This window comes from Leclercia pneumoniae (assembly GCF_017348915.1).
Classification (GTDB): domain Bacteria; phylum Pseudomonadota; class Gammaproteobacteria; order Enterobacterales; family Enterobacteriaceae; genus Enterobacter; species Enterobacter pneumoniae.
The window spans coordinates 1505875-1528034 of sequence record NZ_CP071383.1 but is presented as its reverse complement, the minus strand read 5'-3'; the positions used below and the strand labels follow the sequence as shown (position 1 = coordinate 1528034).

17 protein-coding genes are annotated in these 22160 nt (G+C 55.0%); 4 read left to right on the top strand and 13 right to left on the bottom strand.

Annotation, left to right across the window (positions count from 1 at the left end; genetic code table 11):
- The first annotated feature begins 29 nt into the window (after positions 1-29).
- The 3 genes from asnS (at position 30) to aspC (ending at position 4567) form a co-directional block, all read left to right on the top strand.
- Positions 30-1430, top strand: a complete 1401-nt coding sequence (gene asnS, locus JZ655_RS07105) for an asparagine--tRNA ligase (protein WP_046886684.1) — start codon at positions 30-32, stop codon at positions 1428-1430.
- 601 nt (positions 1431-2031) lie between these two features.
- Positions 2032-3192, top strand: a complete 1161-nt coding sequence (locus JZ655_RS07100; protein WP_040076310.1) for a porin — start codon at positions 2032-2034, stop codon at positions 3190-3192.
- 184 nt (positions 3193-3376) lie between these two features.
- Positions 3377-4567, top strand: coding sequence for an aspartate transaminase (gene aspC / locus JZ655_RS07095; RefSeq protein WP_046886686.1), 1191 nt, complete (start codon positions 3377-3379; stop codon positions 4565-4567).
- Between the two features lie 42 nt (positions 4568-4609).
- Here the strand turns inward: aspC and JZ655_RS07090 are convergent, their stop codons facing one another.
- The 7 genes from JZ655_RS07090 to cmoM form a co-directional block, all read right to left on the bottom strand.
- Positions 4610-5257, bottom strand: a complete 648-nt coding sequence (locus JZ655_RS07090; RefSeq protein WP_207293374.1) for an MBL fold metallo-hydrolase — start codon at positions 5255-5257, stop codon at positions 4610-4612.
- Positions 5258-5276: 19 nt separating this feature from the next.
- Complete coding sequence (gene mepK / locus JZ655_RS07085) at positions 5277-5825, bottom strand: peptidoglycan L,D-endopeptidase MepK (protein ID WP_040076314.1); 549 nt, start codon at positions 5823-5825, stop codon at positions 5277-5279.
- A gap of 178 nt (positions 5826-6003) precedes the next feature.
- Positions 6004-7827 (bottom strand): L,D-transpeptidase, encoded by a 1824-nt coding sequence (gene ldtD, locus JZ655_RS07080; protein WP_207293373.1) that lies wholly within the window; start codon positions 7825-7827, stop codon positions 6004-6006.
- Positions 7828-8008: 181 nt separating this feature from the next.
- The gene (mukB, locus tag JZ655_RS07075; protein ID WP_207293372.1) at positions 8009-12457 is read right to left on the bottom strand and encodes a chromosome partition protein MukB; all 4449 of its coding nucleotides are present in this window, start codon (positions 12455-12457) and stop codon (positions 8009-8011) included.
- Positions 12457-13161, bottom strand: coding sequence for a chromosome partition protein MukE (mukE, locus tag JZ655_RS07070; RefSeq protein WP_046887179.1), 705 nt, complete (start codon positions 13159-13161; stop codon positions 12457-12459). The genes mukB and mukE overlap by 1 nt, the downstream gene beginning before the upstream one ends.
- Positions 13142-14464 carry a chromosome partition protein MukF gene (gene mukF, locus JZ655_RS07065; RefSeq protein WP_040076318.1) on the bottom strand — a complete coding sequence of 441 codons (1323 nt, stop codon included), beginning with the start codon at positions 14462-14464 and terminating at the stop codon, positions 13142-13144. Before mukF ends, mukE begins: the two co-directional genes overlap by 20 nt.
- Positions 14465-14467: 3 nt before the next feature.
- The gene (gene cmoM, locus JZ655_RS07060; protein ID WP_040076319.1) at positions 14468-15247 is read right to left on the bottom strand and encodes a tRNA uridine 5-oxyacetic acid(34) methyltransferase CmoM; all 780 of its coding nucleotides are present in this window, start codon (positions 15245-15247) and stop codon (positions 14468-14470) included.
- A gap of 124 nt (positions 15248-15371) precedes the next feature.
- On the opposite strand from cmoM, the gene elyC reads away from it, so the two are divergent.
- Positions 15372-16151 carry an envelope biogenesis factor ElyC gene (elyC, locus tag JZ655_RS07055; protein ID WP_207293371.1) on the top strand — a complete coding sequence of 260 codons (780 nt, stop codon included), beginning with the start codon at positions 15372-15374 and terminating at the stop codon, positions 16149-16151.
- On the opposite strand, the gene JZ655_RS07050 is transcribed toward elyC, so the two are convergent.
- From JZ655_RS07050 to msbA, 6 genes are all read right to left on the bottom strand, one after another.
- Complete coding sequence (locus JZ655_RS07050) at positions 16128-17021, bottom strand: YcbJ family phosphotransferase (protein WP_207293370.1); 894 nt, start codon at positions 17019-17021, stop codon at positions 16128-16130. The genes elyC and JZ655_RS07050 overlap by 24 nt on opposite strands.
- A 137-nt stretch (positions 17022-17158) precedes the next feature.
- A complete protein-coding gene (gene kdsB, locus JZ655_RS07045; protein WP_207293369.1) occupies positions 17159-17905 on the bottom strand; it encodes a 3-deoxy-manno-octulosonate cytidylyltransferase in 747 nt (248 codons plus the stop codon).
- Entirely contained in the window at positions 17902-18084 is a 183-nt protein-coding gene (ycaR, locus tag JZ655_RS07040) for a protein YcaR (RefSeq protein ID WP_040076323.1), read from the bottom strand. The genes kdsB and ycaR overlap by 4 nt, the downstream gene beginning before the upstream one ends.
- 45 nt (positions 18085-18129) lie before the next feature.
- Complete coding sequence (locus JZ655_RS07035) at positions 18130-19359, bottom strand: winged helix-turn-helix domain-containing protein (RefSeq protein ID WP_207293368.1); 1230 nt, start codon at positions 19357-19359, stop codon at positions 18130-18132.
- A 15-nt stretch (positions 19360-19374) separates the two neighbouring features.
- Positions 19375-20379: a tetraacyldisaccharide 4'-kinase gene (gene lpxK, locus JZ655_RS07030; protein WP_207293367.1), complete on the bottom strand. Its 1005-nt coding sequence runs from the start codon at positions 20377-20379 to the stop codon at positions 19375-19377.
- The gene (gene msbA / locus JZ655_RS07025; RefSeq protein ID WP_040076326.1) at positions 20376-22124 is read right to left on the bottom strand and encodes a lipid A ABC transporter ATP-binding protein/permease MsbA; all 1749 of its coding nucleotides are present in this window, start codon (positions 22122-22124) and stop codon (positions 20376-20378) included. Before msbA ends, lpxK begins: the two co-directional genes overlap by 4 nt.
- Positions 22125-22160: the final 36 nt, after the last annotated feature.

Below are 22160 nucleotides of genomic sequence, written 5' to 3'. Positions count from 1 at the left end.
TTTTTCCGACTAATTACAGAGAGAATATTATGAGCGTTGTGCCTGTAGCCGACGTACTCCAGGGCCGTGTCGCCGTTGACAGTGAAGTCACCGTGCGCGGATGGGTGCGTACCCGCCGAGATTCTAAAGCTGGCATCTCCTTCCTTGCCGTCTATGACGGTTCCTGCTTTGATCCTGTACAGGCCGTCATTAATAATTCTCTGCCCAATTACAATGATGACGTTCTGCACCTGACCACGGGCTGTTCCGTGATTGTTACCGGCACCGTGGTAGCCTCCCCGGGCCAAGGCCAGAGCTTCGAACTGCAGGCGACCTCCGTTGAAGTCACCGGCTGGGTTGAAGATCCGGACACCTACCCTATGGCGGCGAAGCGCCACAGCATCGAGTATCTGCGCGAAGTGGCTCACCTGCGCCCACGTACCAACATGATTGGTGCCGTGGCCCGCGTTCGTCATACCCTTGCACAGGCGCTGCACCGTTTCTTCCATGAGCAGGGCTATTTCTGGGTTTCGACTCCGCTGATCACCGCCTCTGACACCGAAGGTGCAGGAGAGATGTTCCGCGTGTCCACGCTGGACATGGAAAACCTGCCGCGTACGCCAGAAGGCAAAGTGGATTACGACAAAGACTTCTTCGGTAAAGAGGCGTTCCTGACCGTATCCGGCCAGTTGAACGGTGAAACCTACGCCTGTGCATTGTCAAAAATCTACACCTTCGGTCCTACCTTCCGCGCAGAAAACTCCAACACCAGTCGCCACCTGGCGGAGTTCTGGATGCTGGAGCCGGAAGTGGCGTTTGCAGATCTGGACGATGTTGCTGGCCTGGCTGAAGCGATGCTGAAATATGTCTTTAAAGCCGTTCTTGAAGAACGTGCAGACGACATGAAGTTCTTTGCTGAGCGCGTAGATAGCGACGCCATTGCACGCCTCGAACGCTTTGTTACCACAGACTTCGCTCAGGTGGATTACACCGACGCTGTCGCGATTCTGGAAAAATGCGGCGAGAAGTTTGAGAACCCGGTGTTCTGGGGTGTTGATCTGGCGTCCGAGCATGAACGCTACCTGGCTGAGAAGCACTTTAAAGCCCCTGTGGTCGTTAAAAACTATCCTAAAGACATTAAAGCTTTCTATATGCGTCTTAACGAAGACGGGAAAACCGTCGCCGCGATGGACGTACTGGCCCCGGGCATCGGTGAAATTATCGGTGGCTCGCAGCGTGAAGAGCGTCTGGATGTGCTGGATGCACGTATGGTAGAGATGGGTCTGAACCCGGAAGATTACAGCTGGTATCGCGACCTGCGCCGTTACGGCACCGTGCCGCATTCCGGTTTTGGCTTGGGCTTTGAGCGTCTCATTGCCTATGTCACCGGCGTGCAGAACGTGCGTGACGTTATTCCGTTCCCGCGTACGCCGCGCAACGCCTCGTTCTAAATATTAAATTTATGGCCAGCCTTGCTGGCCATTATTTTATGCTGCAATGTCAACTTCTGTCAGTTGAACGTCAATCATTTCTAAAAGCAACCCCGCAAAATCCTCTTAGCTGTTACCTTTTATTTCCAGAATCATCTACAAACAAAAAATAAACCCCAGTCTTATTGCGTCTAATACTTTTCTAAAGCATTAGCACATTATTTGTGCAGTTTTTTGGCAGTCTGGATGTCTGGAGATACATATAAGAAAAAGAGGCTGTAAAGTTTTTTGGTAATAAGAAATGCCATTATCTAAAATTAAGATAAGCAATTCATATAGATAGAAATCGAGACGGTGTTTTTATCGCCACTCAGCTCTGAAGTTTGAGGTGCTTCACAAAGTTCCTCAAAATTCACATTTAGTTACACATAATTGCTTTTTGTAACCGATTCTTGATGTTTGTAGCACTTTCAGGCTAGCGAAAGGGTAATTTGAATGGAAAGATGCCTGTCAGATACATAAAGACACCAAACTCTCATCAATAGTTCCGGAAACATTTATTGACAGAATTTATTGACGGCAGTGGCGAGTGTCATAAAAAAACCAATGAGGGTAATAAATAATGATGAAGCGCAATATCCTGGCAGTGGTTATCCCTGCCCTGCTGGTAGCCGGTGCAGCTAACGCAGCAGAAATCTATAACAAAAACGGCAATAAGCTTGATTTCTACGGTAAAGCTGTGGGTGAACACGTCTGGACAACCAATGGTGATTCCAGCAACGAAGATACCACCTACGCCCGTATCGGATTTAAAGGCGAAACCCAGATCAATGACCAGATCACTGGTTACGGTCAGTGGGAATACAACATGGACGCGTCCAGCGCAGAAGGTTCACAGGGTACTAAAACCCGTCTGGCCTTCGCAGGTTTGAACTTTGGTGATGCCGGTTCTATCGATTATGGCCGTAACTATGGCGCAATCTATGATGCTGGCGCATATACCGATATGCTGGTTGAGTGGGGCGGCGACTCCTGGACCTTCACTGACAACTTCATGAACGGCCGTTCTTCTGGCCTGCTGACCTACCGTAACAGCAACTTCTTCGGTCTGGTTGATGGCCTGAGCTTCGCCCTGCAGTATCAGGGTAAAAATGACCGCAGCAACGCTGTAGCGGCTACCTACACTGACGACGGCCAGTTGATCAACATCGGCCGTGGCGGTAACGGCGCTAAAGGTAACGGCGACGGATTCAGTTCTTCCGTACAGTACGAATTCGGCGAAGGCTTCGCAGTAGCAGCAGGTTATGAAACTGCTGACCGTACCAACGAGCAGGTTGCTGCCGGTACCTCTACCGCATGGGCAAGTGCTGAAGGCGATCGCGCTGAAGCATGGTCTACTGCTGCAAAATACGATGCGAACAACCTGTACGCAGCGGTTCAGTATGCTGAAACACAGAACATGACTCGCGAAGCTGACAACAATTTTGCGAACAAAACTCAGAACATCGAAGCTGTCGTTCAGTACCAGTTCGATTTCGGTCTGCGTCCATCCATCGGTTACGTTCAGTCCAAAGGTAAAGACCTGAAATCCCGCGGTACCTTCACCGGTGGCGATGCTGACCTGGTGAAATACATCGAAGTGGGTTCATGGTACTACTTCAACAAGAACATGAACGTATACGCTGCGTATAAATTCAACTTGCTGGACGACAATGAATACTCTGCATCCACCGGTCTGGCTACAGACGACCAGGCTGCTGTAGGTATCGTTTACCAGTTCTAATCAGTACACCACTTTATTATATGCTTAATAAACAGGGCTTCGGCCCTGTTTTTTTATGTGCCAAAGAAAAAAATAGCGACTTTTGAAAAGCCGCACGCTTTTTATCGCAAACGGTTGGCAATGTGTAAATCAACCGTTAATCTGGTAGCGGATTTCACTTCTGTAATCACAATGGAACCTCGTCATGTTTGAGAACATTACCGCCGCCCCTGCCGACCCAATTCTGGGCCTGGCCGATCTGTTTCGTGCCGATGACCGCCCCGGCAAAATTAACCTTGGTATTGGTGTCTATAAAGATGAAACCGGCAAAACCCCGGTGCTGACCAGCGTTAAAAAGGCTGAGCAGTACCTGCTGGAAAATGAAAACACCAAAAATTACCTCGGCATCGACGGTATTCCGGAATTTGGCCGCTGCACTCAGGAGCTCCTGTTTGGCAAAGGCAACACCCTGATTAGCGATAAACGTGCTCGCACTGCGCAGACCCCTGGCGGTACCGGTGCCCTGCGCGTAGCCGCCGATTTCCTTGCAAAAAACACCTCTGCGAAAACCGTCTGGGTAAGCAATCCGTCCTGGCCTAACCACAAGAGCGTGTTTAACTCCGCAGGGCTGGAAGTACGCGAGTATGCTTACTACGACGCGGCAAATCATACCCTCGACTTTGACGGCCTGCTGGCAAGCCTGAGCGAAGCGCAGGCCGGTGATGTGGTGCTGTTCCACGGCTGCTGTCATAACCCTACCGGTATCGATCCGACTCTTGAGCAGTGGCAACAGCTGGCGCAGCTCTCCGTAGAGAAAGGCTGGCTGCCGCTGTTTGACTTCGCCTATCAGGGCTTCGCTCGTGGTCTGGAAGAGGATGCAGAAGGTCTGCGTGCTTTCGCAGCGCTGCATAAAGAGCTGATTGTGGCCAGCTCCTACTCCAAAAACTTCGGTCTGTACAATGAGCGCGTAGGTGCCTGTACGCTGGTTGCTGCCGATGCAGACACCGTTGACCGTGCGTTCAGCCAGATGAAATCCGTGATTCGCGCCAACTACTCCAACCCACCAGCACACGGTGCTTCAGTGGTTGCGACCATTCTGAGCAATGACGCGCTGCGTGCCCTGTGGGAGCAAGAGCTGAATGACATGCGTGAGCGTATCCAGCGTATGCGTCAGCTGTTTGTCACCACCCTGGCGGAGAAAGGGGCAAATCGCGACTTCAGCTTCATCATCAAACAGAACGGGATGTTCTCCTTCAGCGGCCTGACCAAAGAACAGGTGCTGCGTCTGCGTGAAGAGTTTGGCGTGTACGCCGTCGCCTCTGGCCGCGTTAACGTGGCAGGCATGACGCCAGATAACATGGCGCCGCTGTGCGAAGCCATCGTCGCAGTGCTGTAAGACATAGATAAAAAAAAGCCCGCATCGCGGGCTTTTTTCTGCTTACCAGACAGGCATCTCGTCCTGCAGGAAAGGGTTGTGCAAACGCTCATACCCCAGCGTAGACATCGGGCCATGTCCCGGAATAAACGTCACGTCATCGCCAAGCGGCAATAACTTCTGTTTAATCGCCTGAATAAGCTGGTTATGATCGCCGCGCGGGAAATCACTGCGGCCGACGCCGCCTTTGAAGATCACATCGCCGGAGACGAGCAGCCGGGATGCGCTATCAAAGAAGACGATATGCCCTGGCGTATGCCCCGGACAGTGCAGCACCTGCAAAGGGATATTGCCGACGCTAACGTTATCGCCTTCATTTAACCAGCGGTCAGGCGTCAGGGGCTGACACTCATCAAGACCAAACATTCGGCTTTGAGAGGGTAATCCCTGCAGCCAGAACTCATCCTCTTTTTCCGGGCCAATTACCGGCACAGCATAATGTTGTGCCAGTTCTGCAGCCGCCCCAACGTGATCGAGATGACCATGGGTTAACAGAATCTGGGTCAAAGTCACCCCGGATGCTGCCACTTCTTGTTTGATCTTCTCTGCGTCACCACCGGGATCAACCAGCGCCGCCAGGCGGGTCTGCTCACACCAGATCAATGAACAGTTCTGGGAGAACGCGGTAACCGGAATAATACGATAGTTCATACTGCTCCTGTGTTCGTTATTACCAGTGCCGGACTGGACCGGTATCAATATGCACAAAGTTGCTACGTGGGTAATATCCTACACCACCTGCGCGCAGAGATAACGCCGCTTTGCGAATATTGGCTAACGAAACACCTTCAATATGAAAGTCCATCGCCTGCCCTTTGGTGTGATAACTTTTTTTAGCCACGCCACGACTGTGCGCACGGAGCTCGTTATTAGTATCAAGGGAGCGATAGCCGGAGATAAGTTGCACGGGCTTACGCGTGCCTAACAATCCTTGTAGACGGAAAAGCTGATCGAACAGCAAGGGGTCGATGGCTTTAATTTTATTCGCGCGGAAATCACGGAAAAAATGGTTCAGTTTTGCTAATTCATCCTGAATATAGCCTCTGCCATCAAAAAACTCGGCCTTAATTGACTCACCTGTATGCAGGTTGTTGAGGGTCAAAATACGCGGACGTGGCGTTGAGAGGGTGGCAAATGATGGCGTCGGTAAGAGTGCTGCGCCCAGCGCAACGCCCCCTAATGCCAACAACTTGCGGCGATTAGCGTCAAATTTGTCCATGATAATCAGGTCTACAGGTCAATGTTATCGTTTATATGCACTTCAGCGCACGAAGGGCACCTTACCGGGCTATAAAGCTAACGTCAAGGCGCCCAAACCCAGGAAAGACGGGGCTCACAGCCAGATTGCCCCGTTTTCACCCAAAGTTACGACAACAGAATTTTCCGAACTGCTTCATTTACCTGATTAAAAGTTCCGCTTTCGGCAAGATTTGTGCGCCGGATCGCGAGATTGCATCGTAATTGTAAATATCTGTACGATACTGGGTCTGGCCATTCTCACCAACGAAAGCCGTCAGATAGTAGAGATTAACCGGAATATTATGACGGATATTCACATAACGCGTATCACCCTGCTTCAGGGCATCTGATATGCGGGTGTCATTCCAGCCCGCATCCTGCAATAACATATTCGCTAGCTCAGAGGCTTTATTCACCCTCACACAGCCTGAACTGAGCGCACGAGCCTCTTTCTGGAACAGATTATGGTTTGGCGTGTCATGCAGGTAAATGGCATCCGAGCTGGGCATATTAAACTTATAGCGGCCCAGAGAGTTATGGGCTCCTGGAGCCTGCTGGAAGCGGAAAGGCAGATTCGACGGGGTGATGGTCCCCCAGTCAACCTGCCAGGGATCTATTGGCTCTTTACTGTTCCATCCACGCAGCACGGTATAGTTATGACGCTCGAGATACCCCGGATCGTTCCACACCTTAGGCAGAATATCTTTGCGCGCCAGGGTCGGCGGGACATTCCACGGCGGGTTGACCACGACGTTGTTTAACGCGCTGCTCATCATCGGCGTTTTCCGATCCGGCCGGCCGACAATAACCCGCGATGCCAGCACTTCGTTGCCGTTCTGATAATAGACCAGCGAGTAAGCCGGAATATTCACCATAATGCCGGTCGTGAGTGTTCCCGGCAGCAGGCGCAGTCGTTGAATATTAAGCGCCAGTACACCAGCACGCTGAGCCGGCGTCAGATTCAGGGCGTCCCGCGTTGAGGGGCCAATCACCCCATCAGCACCCAGCCCCTGGGAGGACTGGAAAGCTTTGACCGCGGCCACCAGGTTGCGATCATAGGCCGAAGGCTTGTTCGGCGCAGCCTGGGCTTTTTTACTGACGGCCGGTGCGGACGGGCTCACCACCACGTTTTGCGGATCGTCACCCGGCAGGGCAATTTTCGGGCCACCGTCAATGACGCCCGACCGCTGCAATATTTCGCGCAGTGCAGGCACATCGCTACTCCACTGTCCCGGACGAAGCGTCGCTGTGCTTTGCAGCTGTGGCCATGTCTGGGTAGCGGCCACCAGCGTCAGCAACGACTGGTGCATGACTGAATACTGCGGATGTGCGGGTGCAAGGCTGGTGATAAAACGCGGCACCGAGCCTTTGTCCAGCGCAAGCTGCCACTGGTTAATCACCGACAGCGGCGGTGTGGCGAGTTTGTAGGGCTTGTTGCTGTAAAGCCACCGATTCCCGTTAACCGGAATACCGGCAACAAACTGCAGGTAGCCCATCATGGCGTCGGAAAGCACCACGTCGCGGGCCATGCCAGTGACGTCAGGATTGGTCAGCAGTTCAACCCAGGTGGTGAACTGCGGCTGGAAGCCGGCGATGGCTACCTCAGCGAGCTGCTGCTGGAAAGCGCGAACCGCATCGCGATCCTCCCACATGGGCTTCATGTCACGGGCGGCATATAACAGCGTCAGTTGATTAACGTAGGCAGGGGTATAACCCGCGGGCAGGTTTGCCAGCAGTTCTTGTCGCAATTGTGCCGTGTTGGTATCGGCAGGCAGCGGTTGGATACCCGCCATTATTGCTGTTGCCGGTGATTGCTCCAGCGGCTGTAATAACGCCGTCGGCTGCGATCCGGTGGTGGCAGAGCTATCTGTCGGCACCAGTTCCGGCTCATCGGCCCATGCGTTGACCAGCGGTGCGGCCAGTAATGCCAGGCAGATGCTTAGCGCAGACAGCCGGCCCCCATATTTCTCGTTTAGCAACATCCCTTGCCCCCTGTTAGCAGTGTACAACGCCCTCTTCAGCGGGCTTTTTTACAGTATAGGAAGGCATACCGCGGTAAGCCTTGCCTTATGTAAAGAATTTTAAAGATATCGTAGCCGCGGGTACATCATCAAGGAATAAAAAAGGCGGCTTATTCGCCGCCTTTTGTTATTTTCGGAGTGTTCAGGAGGCGTCTGCCGTGCCCGGGAAGGATTCCGGCGGCTGCGGCGCAAATCCGCGCAGGCCGACAACATGTACGTGTTCGCTGTTCTGGAACACTTTACGCACCAGTTTGTAGGTGGTGCCCTTCTCAGGACTGATATTCTCTGGCGCCGCGATGATCAACTGCATCTCCAGACGGTCGCACAGTTCGAACAGCGTGGCGATAGAGCGGGCATCCAGACGCGCCGCTTCATCCAGGAACAGCAGACGGCATGGCGAGATATCCTTGCCACGCAGACGCCGCGCTTCATCTTCCCAGCTCTGAACGACCATTACCAGAATCGACATACCGGTACCGATCGCTTCCCCGGTAGAGAGCGCCCCCGATTCTGCGCGCAGCCAGCCGTCGGAGCCACGGTTAACTTCCACTTCCATTTCGAGGTAGTTACGGTAGTCCAGCAGCTCTTCGCCGATGGTTTGCGGCGTACGCTGCCCCATGTCGATCTGTGGATTTAGGCGCTGATAGAGCTTCGCCAGCGCTTCAGAGAAGGTGAGACGATTACTGTTAAACAGATCCTGATGCTGTTCGTGTTGCTCCGAGAGAACATCCAGCAGCGTGGCATGCGTCTCACGCACGTTTACGTTCAGACGCACGCTATTCACCTGACCGAACGAGACGCTCTGCAGCCCCTGGTTGAGCTGGCGGATACGGTTCTGTTCGCGCTGGATGGTTTTGCGAATGATGTTCGCCGCGCTGCGGGAGCTAATAGCCAGCTTCTGCTCACGCGAGGTCAACTCTTCGGTCAAACGCCCCAGTTCAATCTCCATCTGCTCGATGGCTTCAACCGGATCGTCCGTACGAATAATATCCTGGCGAATACGTTCACGCAGGTGTTGATACACCGCCACGAAGAACTGAATCTTACGCTCAGGGCGTTTTGGATCTTCCGACATGCGCAGCACATCGCGCAGATGTTCGTTATCTGCCACCGCCAGACGCAGCGCACCCAGCGCCTTATCCGACATTGAACGCAGCTCATCCCCGGAGAGATAGGCCAGTTCGCGACGGTGCAGACGACGTTCTACGCCATTGTCTTTTACCATACGCATTACTGCGCACCAGCCCGCCTTGGCGGTGACTACCTGCTCGCGCATTTCGTGGTAGTCACGTTCCAGCTTGCGCAGACGACGGGTCAGGTTGTCCATCTCCGCTTCACAGAAGGTGAGCGCTTTTTCCAGCTGATTGCGACGAGCACGGTTGTTACTGAGCTGGCCGTGGAGTTCATCGCGACGCTGACGCGCGCGCTCTTCTGCCCCACTGTCAGCGCGCACGCCAATATCCTGCAGCTCTTTATGCAGGTCAGTTAACAGCTCTTTCTTGGTGTCATAAGAACTTTTCAGGGACGCCAGCACCTGATTGTACTGATTCAGCTGTGCCGCGTGACCGCGCATCGCTTCACGGGCGCGGGTTCGTTCACCTTCGGCCTGCTCCAGGCGATGGCGCAGTTTTTCGTTCAGATCGCTGTTTCCGCTCAACATGTCGGCGGAGTCAGAGTAACTAAAGTGCGCCCGGCGCTGGGCGACTTCCGTCAGGGCAAATGCCTGCTGACGTGCTTCGCGCTGCACCTGCTGGGAGTACGCATAATCCTCTTTTAGCTGTTCGAACTGCTCCGGGTCACTCTGCAGAACAGAGACCATCGGCTCCAGCTTCGCCAGCTGATTACCGTACTGCTGCACAAAGCGCGCGGCTTCCTGCGCGTCAGCCAGACGCTCCTGAATCTCATCGACGCGATCGGCGAGCGTGTCATCCGCCAGCAGATTCAGCCGCGGCAGAATACGGTTCAACGCAGCCACGCCCTCTTTCGCCTGGTCAAACTGCACGCGGCTCTGCTGGTTATCATTCTCGTGGTTGGCGATCGCACGTTCCAGCTCAGCACGGCGGGTGGTGAGCTTACGGATTTCAACTTCCGGATCGTCTTCAAAGGCCACGCCCAGATGGCTGCCAATAAAGCGACTAAAGGCCTGGTGCAGACGCTGGGTTTTCTGGACGTCAAAGGACAAGGTCGCATAACGTTCAGAGAGCTTTTCACGCTCGGCGTGCAGGCTTTCAATGCGGTTTTCACGCGCGGCGCGGCCAAACAGCGGCAGCTCCGGGAAGCGCGAGTAACGCCACTGGCGATCGGCGATCTTGACCACAACCGCCTTTTCCAGCTCGTCGACGCTGAAAACACTGTCATCGAACGACTGCGGATCCCCTTCGATCAGGTAGAGATCTTCCGGACAATCTTCCAGGCCCGCCAGCTGCTCTGAAATCAGCGACAGATCCGGCACGACGATGGCGTTTCGCGACGGGCCATACAGCGCGGAGAAGTAAGGCGCATCATCCAGACCGACATCATCGTAAATTTCTGACAGCAACACCCCGCCAAACCGCTCTGCCAGCGTATTCAGACGAGCATCTTCTGCACCGCCCGGCTGGCTTAAGCGCTCAATCTCTTCATCGACTTCACGTTTACGCGCGCCGACTTCGTCACGCTCAACAATCGCTTCACGCTCACGCTCAAGTAACTGCTGCAGATATTCTGTTACCTCCTGACTGGAGGTAAATTCTTCGCCACACTGCTCGCTCAGCTGATTCAGGCTACTCTGGGCGGCCAGCCAGACCGGTGCTCTTTGCTGCAAGCGCTGCATACGCGATTGCAGCTGTTCCTGTTCCTGACGCAGCGTCATACGCTGTTCACTGGCGCTAGATACCGTGTCGGAGAGAGAGGCAATGCGGGTCTCCAGCTCCTGGTGCAGCGATTCCAGCTCGTCGATATCGACGCGCTTGCCATGGCGTTTACAGAACTCCGCCAGCAGACGCTCAGCATCCTGTTGCTCGCGCAGGCGCTGTTCCAGCTCAGTCAGACGCATGCGCAGGGGCTGCACCTGCTCTGCCTGATGGCGCTGATTGACGCCGTCACGCAGTAATTCACGCGCCACATCCCAGGCTTCATTACGCGCCAGCGGGCCATTAATAGCCACTACCAGCTGATAAGCCTGTTCAAACTGGCTGTGCGCCGTTTGGGCTACGCTCATTTTCTGCTCGAGATTGAGCAGTTTCTCGGTGGCTTCCTGCTCTTTGGCCTGGAAGGTTTCCAGCCATTCGTCGGCGCTGTCCGGCGTAAGATCCGGCAAATGACAGAGGGCTTTAGCCCGTTCAAGCGCCTGAAGCGCCTGGGTGTACTGAATGGCACGGGTCTGCTGGACATCCAGCGCCTGCTGGTAATCGGCGAGCTGGCTTTTTAGCTCATCCACTTCCAGTTCGGCTGCTTCGGCACGGGCTTCGTTCTCTTCCTGCTTGTCGGCCGCTTCGGCCACCACTTCGTTCTGCTCTTCCAGACGAATTTGCAGCTCATCGAGATCCGCTTCGTAACGCTCAATTTTTTCTTGCTGACGCAGGCCCGTCTGCACCAGGTTCAGGTGATCGCTGGCCGCCTGGTAATCGGCTTCCAGATCCCCTTCGGCACCGTTGTGCTCGCCCAGCTCGCGGGCCATCTCAACGTGTTTGTACTGTTCTGCCACCAGCTGTTTACGCGAGGTAAAGAGCTCGCGACGGTACTCAAGGGCCTTATCCAGATGGATGCGACGCTCGTTGGCGTGGCGCATGTAGTCTGCCGCCACATAGTTGGTGGCTTCGCTGATCAGATGCTTAAACAGATCGCGGTCAGACTGGGTAACGCGAATCGCTTCCAGCGTCATGCGGTTTTCGCGCAGGGCAGCTTCCATGTCCTGGAAGGCTTTACGCACGCCGCTATTTTCTGGCAACAGGTAGTCGCGCAGCGAGCGGGTAATGGCGCTGGAGATCCCCCCGTAAAGCGAGGCCTCAATCAGACGGTAGTATTTGCTACGATCGGAAGCTGAGCGCAGGCGACGGGCCACAATACCCAGATCAAACATTAACGAGTGATAGTCGGTAATGGAGTTGAACTGTTTAAACTGCACGCCTTCGATCTCATCAAGCTTATCTTTCAGCTCCTGCAGACTCAGGACGCGGGCCTGACGATCGTTCAGGGTCTCGGTGAGCAGTGCGGTAGGCTGAATAGAGGTCGGGAGGCCCTGAATGGCAAAGGGTTTGATATCGACTTTACGATCGCGACCGGCAACCTGTTGCAGACGAACACCCACCACCACGCGCTGGTGGCGGGAGTTAATCACGTCAAGCACCGAATAACAGACGCCCGCCTTCAGCTTACCGTGCAGGCCCTTGTCACGAGAGCCGCTGGTGGCACCCGCTTCGGTTGTATTACGGAAATGCAGCAGGGTTAAATCAGGGATTAACGCCGTAACAAACGCCGCCATGGTGGTGGATTTACCCGCCCCGTTACCACCGGAGAGCGTCGTGACCAGCTCATCCAGATCGAAGGTACGCGCAAAGAAGCCGTTCCAGTTAATCAGCGTTAGTGAGCGAAACTTACCGCGTTCAATCATTACTCTTCCTCCCCGCTATCCGGCTGGTTCTCTTCGTTCTCATCATTGAGTTGCAGATGGTTCTCCACCGGCATCGCTTCACCGTCACGGATCATTCGCAGCTGTGCTTCACGCGGATCGTCGCCGGTGCGCACATCGGCGCCAAAGCGGAACACTGATTCAGTGATGCGGAACTTGCTGCTGTCATGGCCCATAAACCAGACCATCCCAAGACGGCGCAGGCGGTTCAGAGAAGAACGCACTTTTTCCTGTAATTTCTGACGATCGAGATCCGAACCCGTCGAGCGGTTGTTCACCAGCTTCAGCAGCTTGTTCTCTTCGGCCAGATTCAGCAGTTCGTCATACAGCTCCTGCTGGGTGAAGATACCTTCATTCGCCAGACGTTCCGGGCTGAGGTAGAGATAACAGAGGATCTTACCGACCATCATATCCAGTTCGGAGAGGACCGAACGCGGGATGAGGGTGGTGGAGCGTGGGCGCAGGTAAAAAAATCCTTCTGGCGCACGGATGAGCTCCACGTTATAACGCGCGTAAAACTCTTCGAGGTATTCCTGAAAATCCATCAAAAAGGCGTGATTATCCAGCTCGTCCAGGCCAATGTGACGGCCGGCACGCAGCTGGCTGTCCAGCGCAGGAAATAACGGATTTGCCAGCGCCTGGGCCAGCTTAACTGGCATCACTTGTTCAATATTTGTCAATGACATGCGCCTGTACCTTGGCTCCGTAATCGTTAATCGGCTGCCACTTCGGCGGCAGTCCGGTGAAATCTGCTTGCGCGACGCCCAGACGTACGGCCTGGTCGACCACGATGCGCGCAATATCGAAATGGCGCGCGCGCGGGTATTGGGCAAGATAGTCGCGCACCACCAGACCGAGGTCCAGTGGCGTTTGTTTGGCTTTATAAACCGCCAGCTGCTCTTCAATCATTGCTGCCAGCTGCTCACGAATTTCGTTGAACTCTTCATATTCCAGATCGGGCGGTAGCTCCCCGGTCACCTCTTCGTCGCGCAGAGCCATCTCTTCATCGCGCATATCCAGCAGACGGTCAGCGCTGGCGTAGGTCAATGCCCAGGGGGCATCAAAATAGTTCTGTACGGACTGGCGCAGGCGCTGAGCGAAGACGCGGTTTTTATCCATATCGATTGCGGTACGGATGAACTTATGCACGTGGCGATCGTAGCCGATCCACAGATCGATAGCCTGCTGACCCCAACTGATAATACGGTCAAGCTTGCTTTGTAGATCGAAGACCAGACGATCGACAAAGTGCAGATCGTCGTGGGACAGGGTCGCATCCTGGATGCGCAGCAGATTTGCCTGCAGTTTGTCCCCTGCCGCTTCGAGCGTATCCTGCAGTTCCCGCAGCGTACCGGAGGTTTCTGACAGTAAAAGTTCACAGCTGGAGATGGCCGCACGCCAGTCTTTGTTCAGCAACTGGGCGATATCGTCTTTCACCAGCTGCTGCTGTTCGTCCATCAGGCGCTGGGTAAGGTCGATACTGTCAAAAATCTCGGCCACCGAGTATTTCAGCGGGGCGTAAACATTACGATGCCAGTGGAACTCATCGCCACCTTCATCCGCCGCATCGGCCGCGCGCTTCAGCTCGCCGGCCACAATCGACAGCTGCATAGAGAGACGCAGGGTCGAGAATTCACGCTGGCGAATATAGTAATCGGTGATACCAATACCGAGCGGGGTCAGACGATAGATGGCATTGCCTTCCGCCAGCTCGCTGGTAAAGCGGTTCAGCAGACGTTGACGCACCATATCGTTAATTGCGTTGTTGGCACGCACGCTAATGGTTTCGCTGGTTTGCTCAAACGCATCACTGACATGGCGGAACGCATCCACCAGTTCACCCTCACTCATTTCACCATCCAGCCGTTCGCCATTCAGCGTGGCAACCGCCAGCAGGAAAGAGAGTCGGTCTACCGGCAGCGAGATGGAGAAATCGTTTTTCCTGGCCCAGGCAACCAGTTCGGGGACTGTCTGGGAAAATTCACTCATAGATTATCCTTGCATCTGCGGCTTGCGCGCGGTGACGTGAATATAGCGGCCAAGGCTTAAGTAAGGCTCCTGGCGACAATACCGCGTTTCAATTTCTGTTAAGGCGTCTAAACAGTCATGCTGTTTTTGTTTATCACGCAGATAATCATGAAACACCCTCACGCCTGTTTTACCGGTGATCTCCCAGCCAATCTCCTCCAGCCAGCCATAGACCTGCTGCGGTTCACGGGGGAAATCCGGCGAAAGCGTGCGCCGTTTCTTTTTGTACATACCCTGCTGCACATAGCCGAAATTGCCCACCAGTACGTTACGCATCAGCAGGCCATTGGCGTTGTAAAACATCAGTGATAACGTACCGCCAGGCGACAACATCGACCACAGCGTTTTTAACACCGCCTGCGGCTCGGCCACCCATTCCAGCACCGCATGGAACAATATCAGATCAACCTGCGTTTCCAAATGCTGCGGGATGTCCTGAGCGGCGCAATGTATAAAATGCATGTTCTCGCTCACACCTTTCTCTTCTGCGGCCCGTTGTGCACGCGCAACCATTTCAGAAGAGAGATCGCAAAGTGTGACGTGGTGACCACGCTGCGCCATCAAAATGGCAGTCTGCCCCTCCCCGCCACCGGCATCGAGTACACGCAACGTACGGTCACCCGCTTCGGCAAGAATGTTGTCCAGATCCTGCCAGAGGATCGTCTGACGTAACTGCCCTTTCGTGGTGCCGTAAATATTGCGCGAAAACTTTTCCGCGATGTCATCAAAATTGCGATCCCGCATTGGGAGAGTTCCACTCGCTAACTGCAAAACCGCTATTTTGTCACACCCGCGCGGAGAATGAACCTCTCTGGTGTAATATCACCGGTATTAGCCTGCTATATGGTTAAAAAAGGAACCAAAAAGGATGCTTTTTACACTGAAGAAATACCTTGGCGGCATGATGTTGCCGCTGCCGCTGCTGCTGCTGATTATCGCGCTGGGTCTGGCGTTGCTGTGGTTCAGCCGTTTTCAGAAAGCGGGTAAAATTTTGACCACCATCGGTTGGCTGGCCTTGTTACTGTTAAGCCTGCAGCCGGTTGCCGATGGGCTCTTGCGACCCATAGAGGAGCGCTATCCTACCTGGCAGAATACGCAGAAAGTGGCCTACATTGTGATTCTGGGGGGCGGCTATACCTGGGATCCCCAATGGGCACCCAGCTCTAACCTGATTAACAATAGCCTGCCGCGGCTTAACGAAGGTATTCGCCTGTGGCGGGCGAACCCCGGTTCGAAGTTGATCTTCACCGGCGCGGCAGCGAAGACGAACCCGGTAAGCACGGCCGAAGCGGGTGCACGCGTAGCAGAATCACTGGGAGTACCGCGAAGCGAGATCATCACGCTCGATAGCCCGAAAGATACGGAAGAAGAGGCGGCAGCGGTCAAGAAGGCGATTGGCGATGCGCCCTTCTTGCTGGTGACCTCCGCCTCTCATCTGCCACGTGCGATGATTTTCTTCAGGCATGTGGGGCTGCATCCGCTACCTGCGCCGGCAAACCAGTTAGCGATCAACGCCCCGCTCAACCCCTGGGAGAAGGTCATCCCCTCTCCAGTCTGGTTAATGCACAGCGATCGCGTAGGGTATGAGACGCTGGGCAGAATCTGGCAATGGCTGAAAGGTGCTTCAGACGAGCCAGGGGAGCAGTGATTTAGAGGCCAGATCGAAGTTGGCACGGCTGAAACGGCCGGTATTCACCAGCTGTGCCACTTCATCCCACAACATATAAAGCCAGCGACGCCAGAGGAAGGATTCGGACACGGGCGCGCGCTGTAGGTAGTGCCAGAGTAATCCTTCTGCCAGGCCGCTGTCGCTCAGACGAAACAGCTCGTACTCGCGCGGTGCCCAAAGCATAACCCCCGGCCCCACCATCGCCAGCAGCTGATCGCTACGCGGATCTTTAAGCATGCTACGCAGCGTAAAGTTGCCGTGAATCAGAACGCTGTTGTCGTTGAAACCTTCGAAAAGTGCGGGCAGACACTGCCGGGTACGAAACAGGATCCGTCTGTCCTGCATCGTTAATCCGGTGTTCTGATACTGATTCAGTGTTCCCCAAAGGACTTCAACGCGCTGGCGATACCAGAGCGGCCAGAGGTTTTCCTGAGTACTGTCGACCGGGCCGACCAGCCCGCCACTGTCGTGTCGATGCCAGGAGAGCAACGCCTCGACGATCTGATCTTTCAGTTGTTCCCAGCGATCCGGCGTGCGCGCCGGGGCTTCAACAGAGACCCCGCGCAGACGTTCAATCAGTAATACATCCGGGCCAGGATGATCCTCATGGGTCATGACACCGTAAACCGTGGGCATGCGTACCGTACCGCTGCGCGCCAGCATGGAGATCTTCCACGCCAGCTGCCGGGCAACGTCCGGGGAGGAGAAACTTCTGGCCAGTAGCGGCAGCGGATTACCCTGGCTGTCATACAGAGACCAGAGCGTGGTATCGGCCTTTTCGTGGACACACTCCACGCGGCTCAATTTTTCTCCCAGCAGATGGCTGAGCTCCACTCGCAGCTGTTCCATTTGAGATTACCCCCATCAAGACTACTGCTTTTATAATGAGCGCGCGGACGACGGATGTCACCCTTCTGAGATCAATCCGGGAAAAGATTTCATCAAATGAAGCGAAAAAATCCCCTCGAAGGAGGGGATGGGCGGGATTAGCGTAACTCTGCGCGAACGCGCTCAAGATCTTCCTGGGTATCAACTCCTGTCCCGGGCACCTGTTCGGCCACGGAGACATGGATCTTCTCGCCGTACCAGAGCACGCGCAGCTGCTCAAGCAATTCGATCTGCTCCAGCGGGCTCGGAGCCCAGGTCACATAGCGGCGGATAAACCCGGCGCGGTAGCCGTAGATCCCCAGATGACGGAGAAAAGTATCGCCCACGGTTTCGCGCGAAGCGGCAAAACGGTCGCGATCCCATGGAATGGTCGCGCGGGAGAAGTAGAGCGCGTAGCCTTCGGCATCCATCACCACTTTTACGGCGTTAGGGTTAAATGCCTCTTCCGCACTGTGAATGGGCACCGCCAGCGTGGCCATTCCAACCTGACGCTGCGCCAGATTTTCCGCGACCTGACGGATAATCACCGCCGGGATCATGGGCTCATCGCCCTGGACGTTAACAATGACCGTGTCGTCGCTAAAACCGCACTTCTCAACCACTTCGGCCAGACGTTCGGTACCAGACTGGTGATCGGCACGGGTCATGCACACTTCGCCCCCGGCGGCTTCCACCGCACGAGCCACCTCTTCATGGTCGGTTGCCACGATCACACGCTCGGCACCCGATTCCCGCGCACGCTCAAGGACATGCACAATCATGGGTTTGCCATTGATATCGACCAGCGGTTTACCCGGCAGACGGGTGGAGGCAAAACGCGCAGGAATGATGACCACAAAACTCATGGTTTGCTCTCTTCTGCCGCCAGCGCGCGGGCTTCGGTTTCCAGCAGGACAGGGATCCCGTCACGCAGAGGGAACGCCAGGCTATCCACTTTGCAGATAAGTTCCTGCTTATCCTGGCTGTAATAGAGTTTGCCGTTGCACACCGGGCAGGCAATGATTTCAAGTAAACGGTGATCCATGATTCCTCCGTATAGGTTATGGCTAAAGCTTACCATATTCCTTTTTCAGACCGCGTCTATTTCCCAGCCACTTCGACAGGTAGCAAATAGACCGTGCGGCAGTTGACCCAGCCGAACGCGCGTTGCGTCCTGCCAGGCAGCAAATTCGGTTATTGCGGCGCGCAGCCCCTTCTCCAGCCCGGCGGTGACTCGCGTCCCCTCTTCCAGATAGAGAGAAATAATCTCAAGCTCGCCAGCTTTACGGTGCATTTTGGCATCCATTCGCCCCACCAGTTGCCCTTTATGCAGCAAGGGCAGGACAAAATAGCCATACTGGCGTTTGGGAGCCGGGGTATAACACTCCAGCCGATAGCTAAAATCAAAAAACTGTTCGGCGCGTTTGCGGTCCCATACCACCGGGTCAAAGGGGGATAAAACCGCACTGTGGGTTGCTGTCAGTTTTCCCACCAGCGCGAGTTCCAGTTCAGGTAGCAGATCGCTGTGCAGCCACATTGCGCCTAAGGACTCTACCTCCACGGGAATGATCCGCTGTTGCGCCTGCCACTCCTGCATAAGGGGCGCCAGGGCTGGCTGGCGCAGCCGATAATAATCGGCCAGCCATTGCGGGCGAAAAATGCCCAGACTGCGGGCGCTGTTTTCCAGCATGATAGCTTCAGCCGCGCTCTGAGAGAGCATATCCCGCTCATCGTCCCAGTGCGGCATCACCCGGTGGGTCAAATCGTAGACCCGCTGGAAATTCCGCCGCGCGATCACCATCACTTCCCCGGCGGTAAAGAGTCCTTCGAGATGGCGTTTATGGGGCTTCCACTCCCACCAGCCGCTGGCACCTTTACGCGGATGTTCAAAGTCAGCGGAACGAACCGGGCCGTTTTGCTTGATATGCTCTGTCAGCGCTTTAATTTCCTCGGCGTGTTGTTCCATCCACTCTTTGCGGTATTTCCAGCCCATCTTGTCCGGGGCGCGCATGCGATGGCGCACCAGGGCAAAATCACTGCGCGGCAGAAAGCAGGCCTCATGGGCCCAGTACTCCATCAGTTCGCCGTTACTGAGGGCGTTTTCAAGCCACTCAGGCGAATACGCACCAAGACGACTGAAGAGCACTAGGTAAGGGCTGCGGGCGACAATATTGATGGTATCGATTTGCAGTAACGACATGCGTTGAATGGCAGGAAGGATGTCCGTAGGCTTTGCGCGGCGGCGAGGCTTTTTTAGCAGCCCCTGGGCAGAAAGATGAAGATGACGTGCAGCTGAAAGCGTAAGCCAGGGGAGAGCCATAGCGTGTCCTGTCAGTTAATGCGCGGTGGCGACCTCATTAGCCTGGCGCGCGAGGGCGATCAGTTCCAGAAGCAGTTTTTCAGGGCGCTCGCCCTCTAACTCTGCATCGACAGGCAAATACCACCAGTTATCACGCGCAAAGGGGCGACATTTTACAGCGTCTTTTTCGGTCATGATTAATGTCTGGCCCGAAGTGGTCATCGCCGCAACCTGCTGCTGGCTCACTGCCTGATGGTCAGCCAGCGGGATTTTTTTTACCAGCGTGGCGCCGCACTGCTCCAGGGTGGCGAAGAAGCGCGGCGGATGGCCAATGCCCGCCATCGCAACCAGGCCCGGGAGTTCAGCCACGTTACGACGTTCACCGCTGAGCAGATTAACTGCCAGCCCCGGCTGCAGCCGCATCGGGATCTCACCCGCCTGGGCCGCGCCGCCATTGACGATGATCGCATCGACGGAATCTAAACGGGAAGCCCGCTCGCGCATCGGCCCGGCAGGCAACCACCAGCCATTCCCAAAACGACGGACACCGTCCACGACCACTATCTCTTTATCACGCGCCAGCGCGTAGTGCTGCAGACCGTCATCGGTAATGACCAGCTGTACCGGAGCATGTTCCAGCAGCGCCTGTACGGCTTCGCTACGTACCGGGGACACCGCCACCGGCACTCCGGTACGTTGGAAGATTAATACCGGTTCATCGCCAGCTTCTGCTGTCGTTGTCTGCGCATTAAGCACCAGAGGATAGCTAGCCGCTTTGCCGCCATAACCCCGTGAGACAACGCCCACGCGAATCCCCTGACGCGTTAACTGCTCTACCAGCCAGATAACAACCGGCGTTTTGCCGTTGCCACCGGCGGTAAGATTTCCAACGACCACAACGGGCACGGGAGCACGCCATGCTTTTTTCAGGCCCAGTCTGTAGCTGAGGCGTATGAGACCGCTCACCAGGCCATACAGCCAGGAGAGCGGTAACAGCAACATCCACAGGGGTGACTCACCGGACCAGATGCGGGCAATCATGCGCCAAACTGCATCTTATGAAGCTGAGCATAGACACCGCGTTGTTCAAGCAGATCGGCATGGCTGCCGCGCTCAACAATGACGCCATCTTCCACCACCACAATCTCATCGGCCTGTTCGATGGTAGAGAGACGGTGCGCAATCACCAGCGAGGTACGGTTTTTCTGCAGCTCATCCAGTGCCGACTGAATGGCACGCTCTGACTCGGTATCGAGCGCAGAGGTGGCTTCGTCGAGAATCAGTATCGGGCTATCACGCAGCAGCGCGCGGGCAATCGCGATACGTTGACGCTGACCGCCGGAGAGCAGCACGCCGTTTTCACCAATAACGGTATCAAGACCGTTATCCATCTTATTGATAAAGTCCATCGCATAGGCCATACGGGCAGCGTTTTCGATCTGCTCGCGGCTGTACTCTTCTGTACGGGCATAGGCGATGTTATTGGCAACGGTATCATTGAACAGGTGGACGTTCTGAGAAACCAGCGCAACCTGGTTACGCAGCGACTGCAGGGTATATTCCCGCAAATCGTGCCCATCGAGTAAAATCTCACCCTCATCGATATCGTAAAAACGGGTCATCAGACTAGCGATGGTCGATTTACCCGAACCAGACCGGCCAACCAGTGCCACGGTTTTACCTTCCGGAATATCCAGATTGATATTACGCAGCGCAGGCGCTTCACGGCCCGGGTAGGTAAAGGTGACGTTGCGGAACTGGACATTGCCTTTTGCACGCTCAATCACGCGCGTCCCTTCGTCTTTCTCCTGCTCTGAATCGAGGATACTGAACAGCGTCTGGCAGGCTGCCATACCGCGCTGGAACTGCGCGTTGACGTTAGTCAGCGATTTGAGCGGGCGCATCAGGGCAATCATTGACGAGAAGACAACGGTAATCGTACCGGCCGTCAGAGTTTCCATCACGCTTGGGAAGCTCGCGGCATACAGCACAAACGCCAGGGCAAGGGAGGCAATCAGCTGAATGATTGGATCGGAGATGGATGAAGCGGAAACCATTTTCATCCCCTGGGTACGCATTTTGTTGCTGACCTTATCGAAGCGTTTGGTTTCAACTTCCTGACCGCCGAAGATCAGCACCTCTTTGTGGCCTTTCAGCATCTGCTCTGCGCTGGTGGTCACTTGTCCCATGGTGTTCTGCATATTTTTACTGATATTGCGGAAACGTTTGGAGACGACGCGAATGGCGATAGAGACAACCGGGGCGAGTACGATGAGTATCAGCGACAGCTGCCAGCTGTAGTAAAACATCATGATGAACAGGCCGATAATCGACGCGCCTTCACGCACCACGGTAATCAGCGCGCCGGAAGAGGAAGAGGCAACCTGTTCTGAGTCGTAGGTAATGCGCGACAACAGCGTCCCGGTGGACTGCTTGTCGAAGAAGGAGACCGGCATGCCCATCATGTGGCTGAACAGACGGCGGCGCATCGTCATTACCACTTTTCCTGACACCCAGGAGATGCAGTAGCTAGAGACATAGCTGGTGATACCACGCATGACCATCAGGCCGATAACCACCAAAGGCATCCACAGCAGCACAGAGCGATCCGTTTTACCAAAACCCTCGTCCAACAGTGGCTTGAGAAGCGATAGCATGAAAGTATCGCTGGCAGCGTTGAGAATTAACGCGACGGCTGCCACGATCAGACCAGGCTTGAAAGGTGCAATCATCGGCCAGAGACGGCGGAAGGTCTGCCACGTGGAGAGATCTTTATCGTTATGCATTCATAAAACCAGCATTTGTTGAAATAGCCGCATATT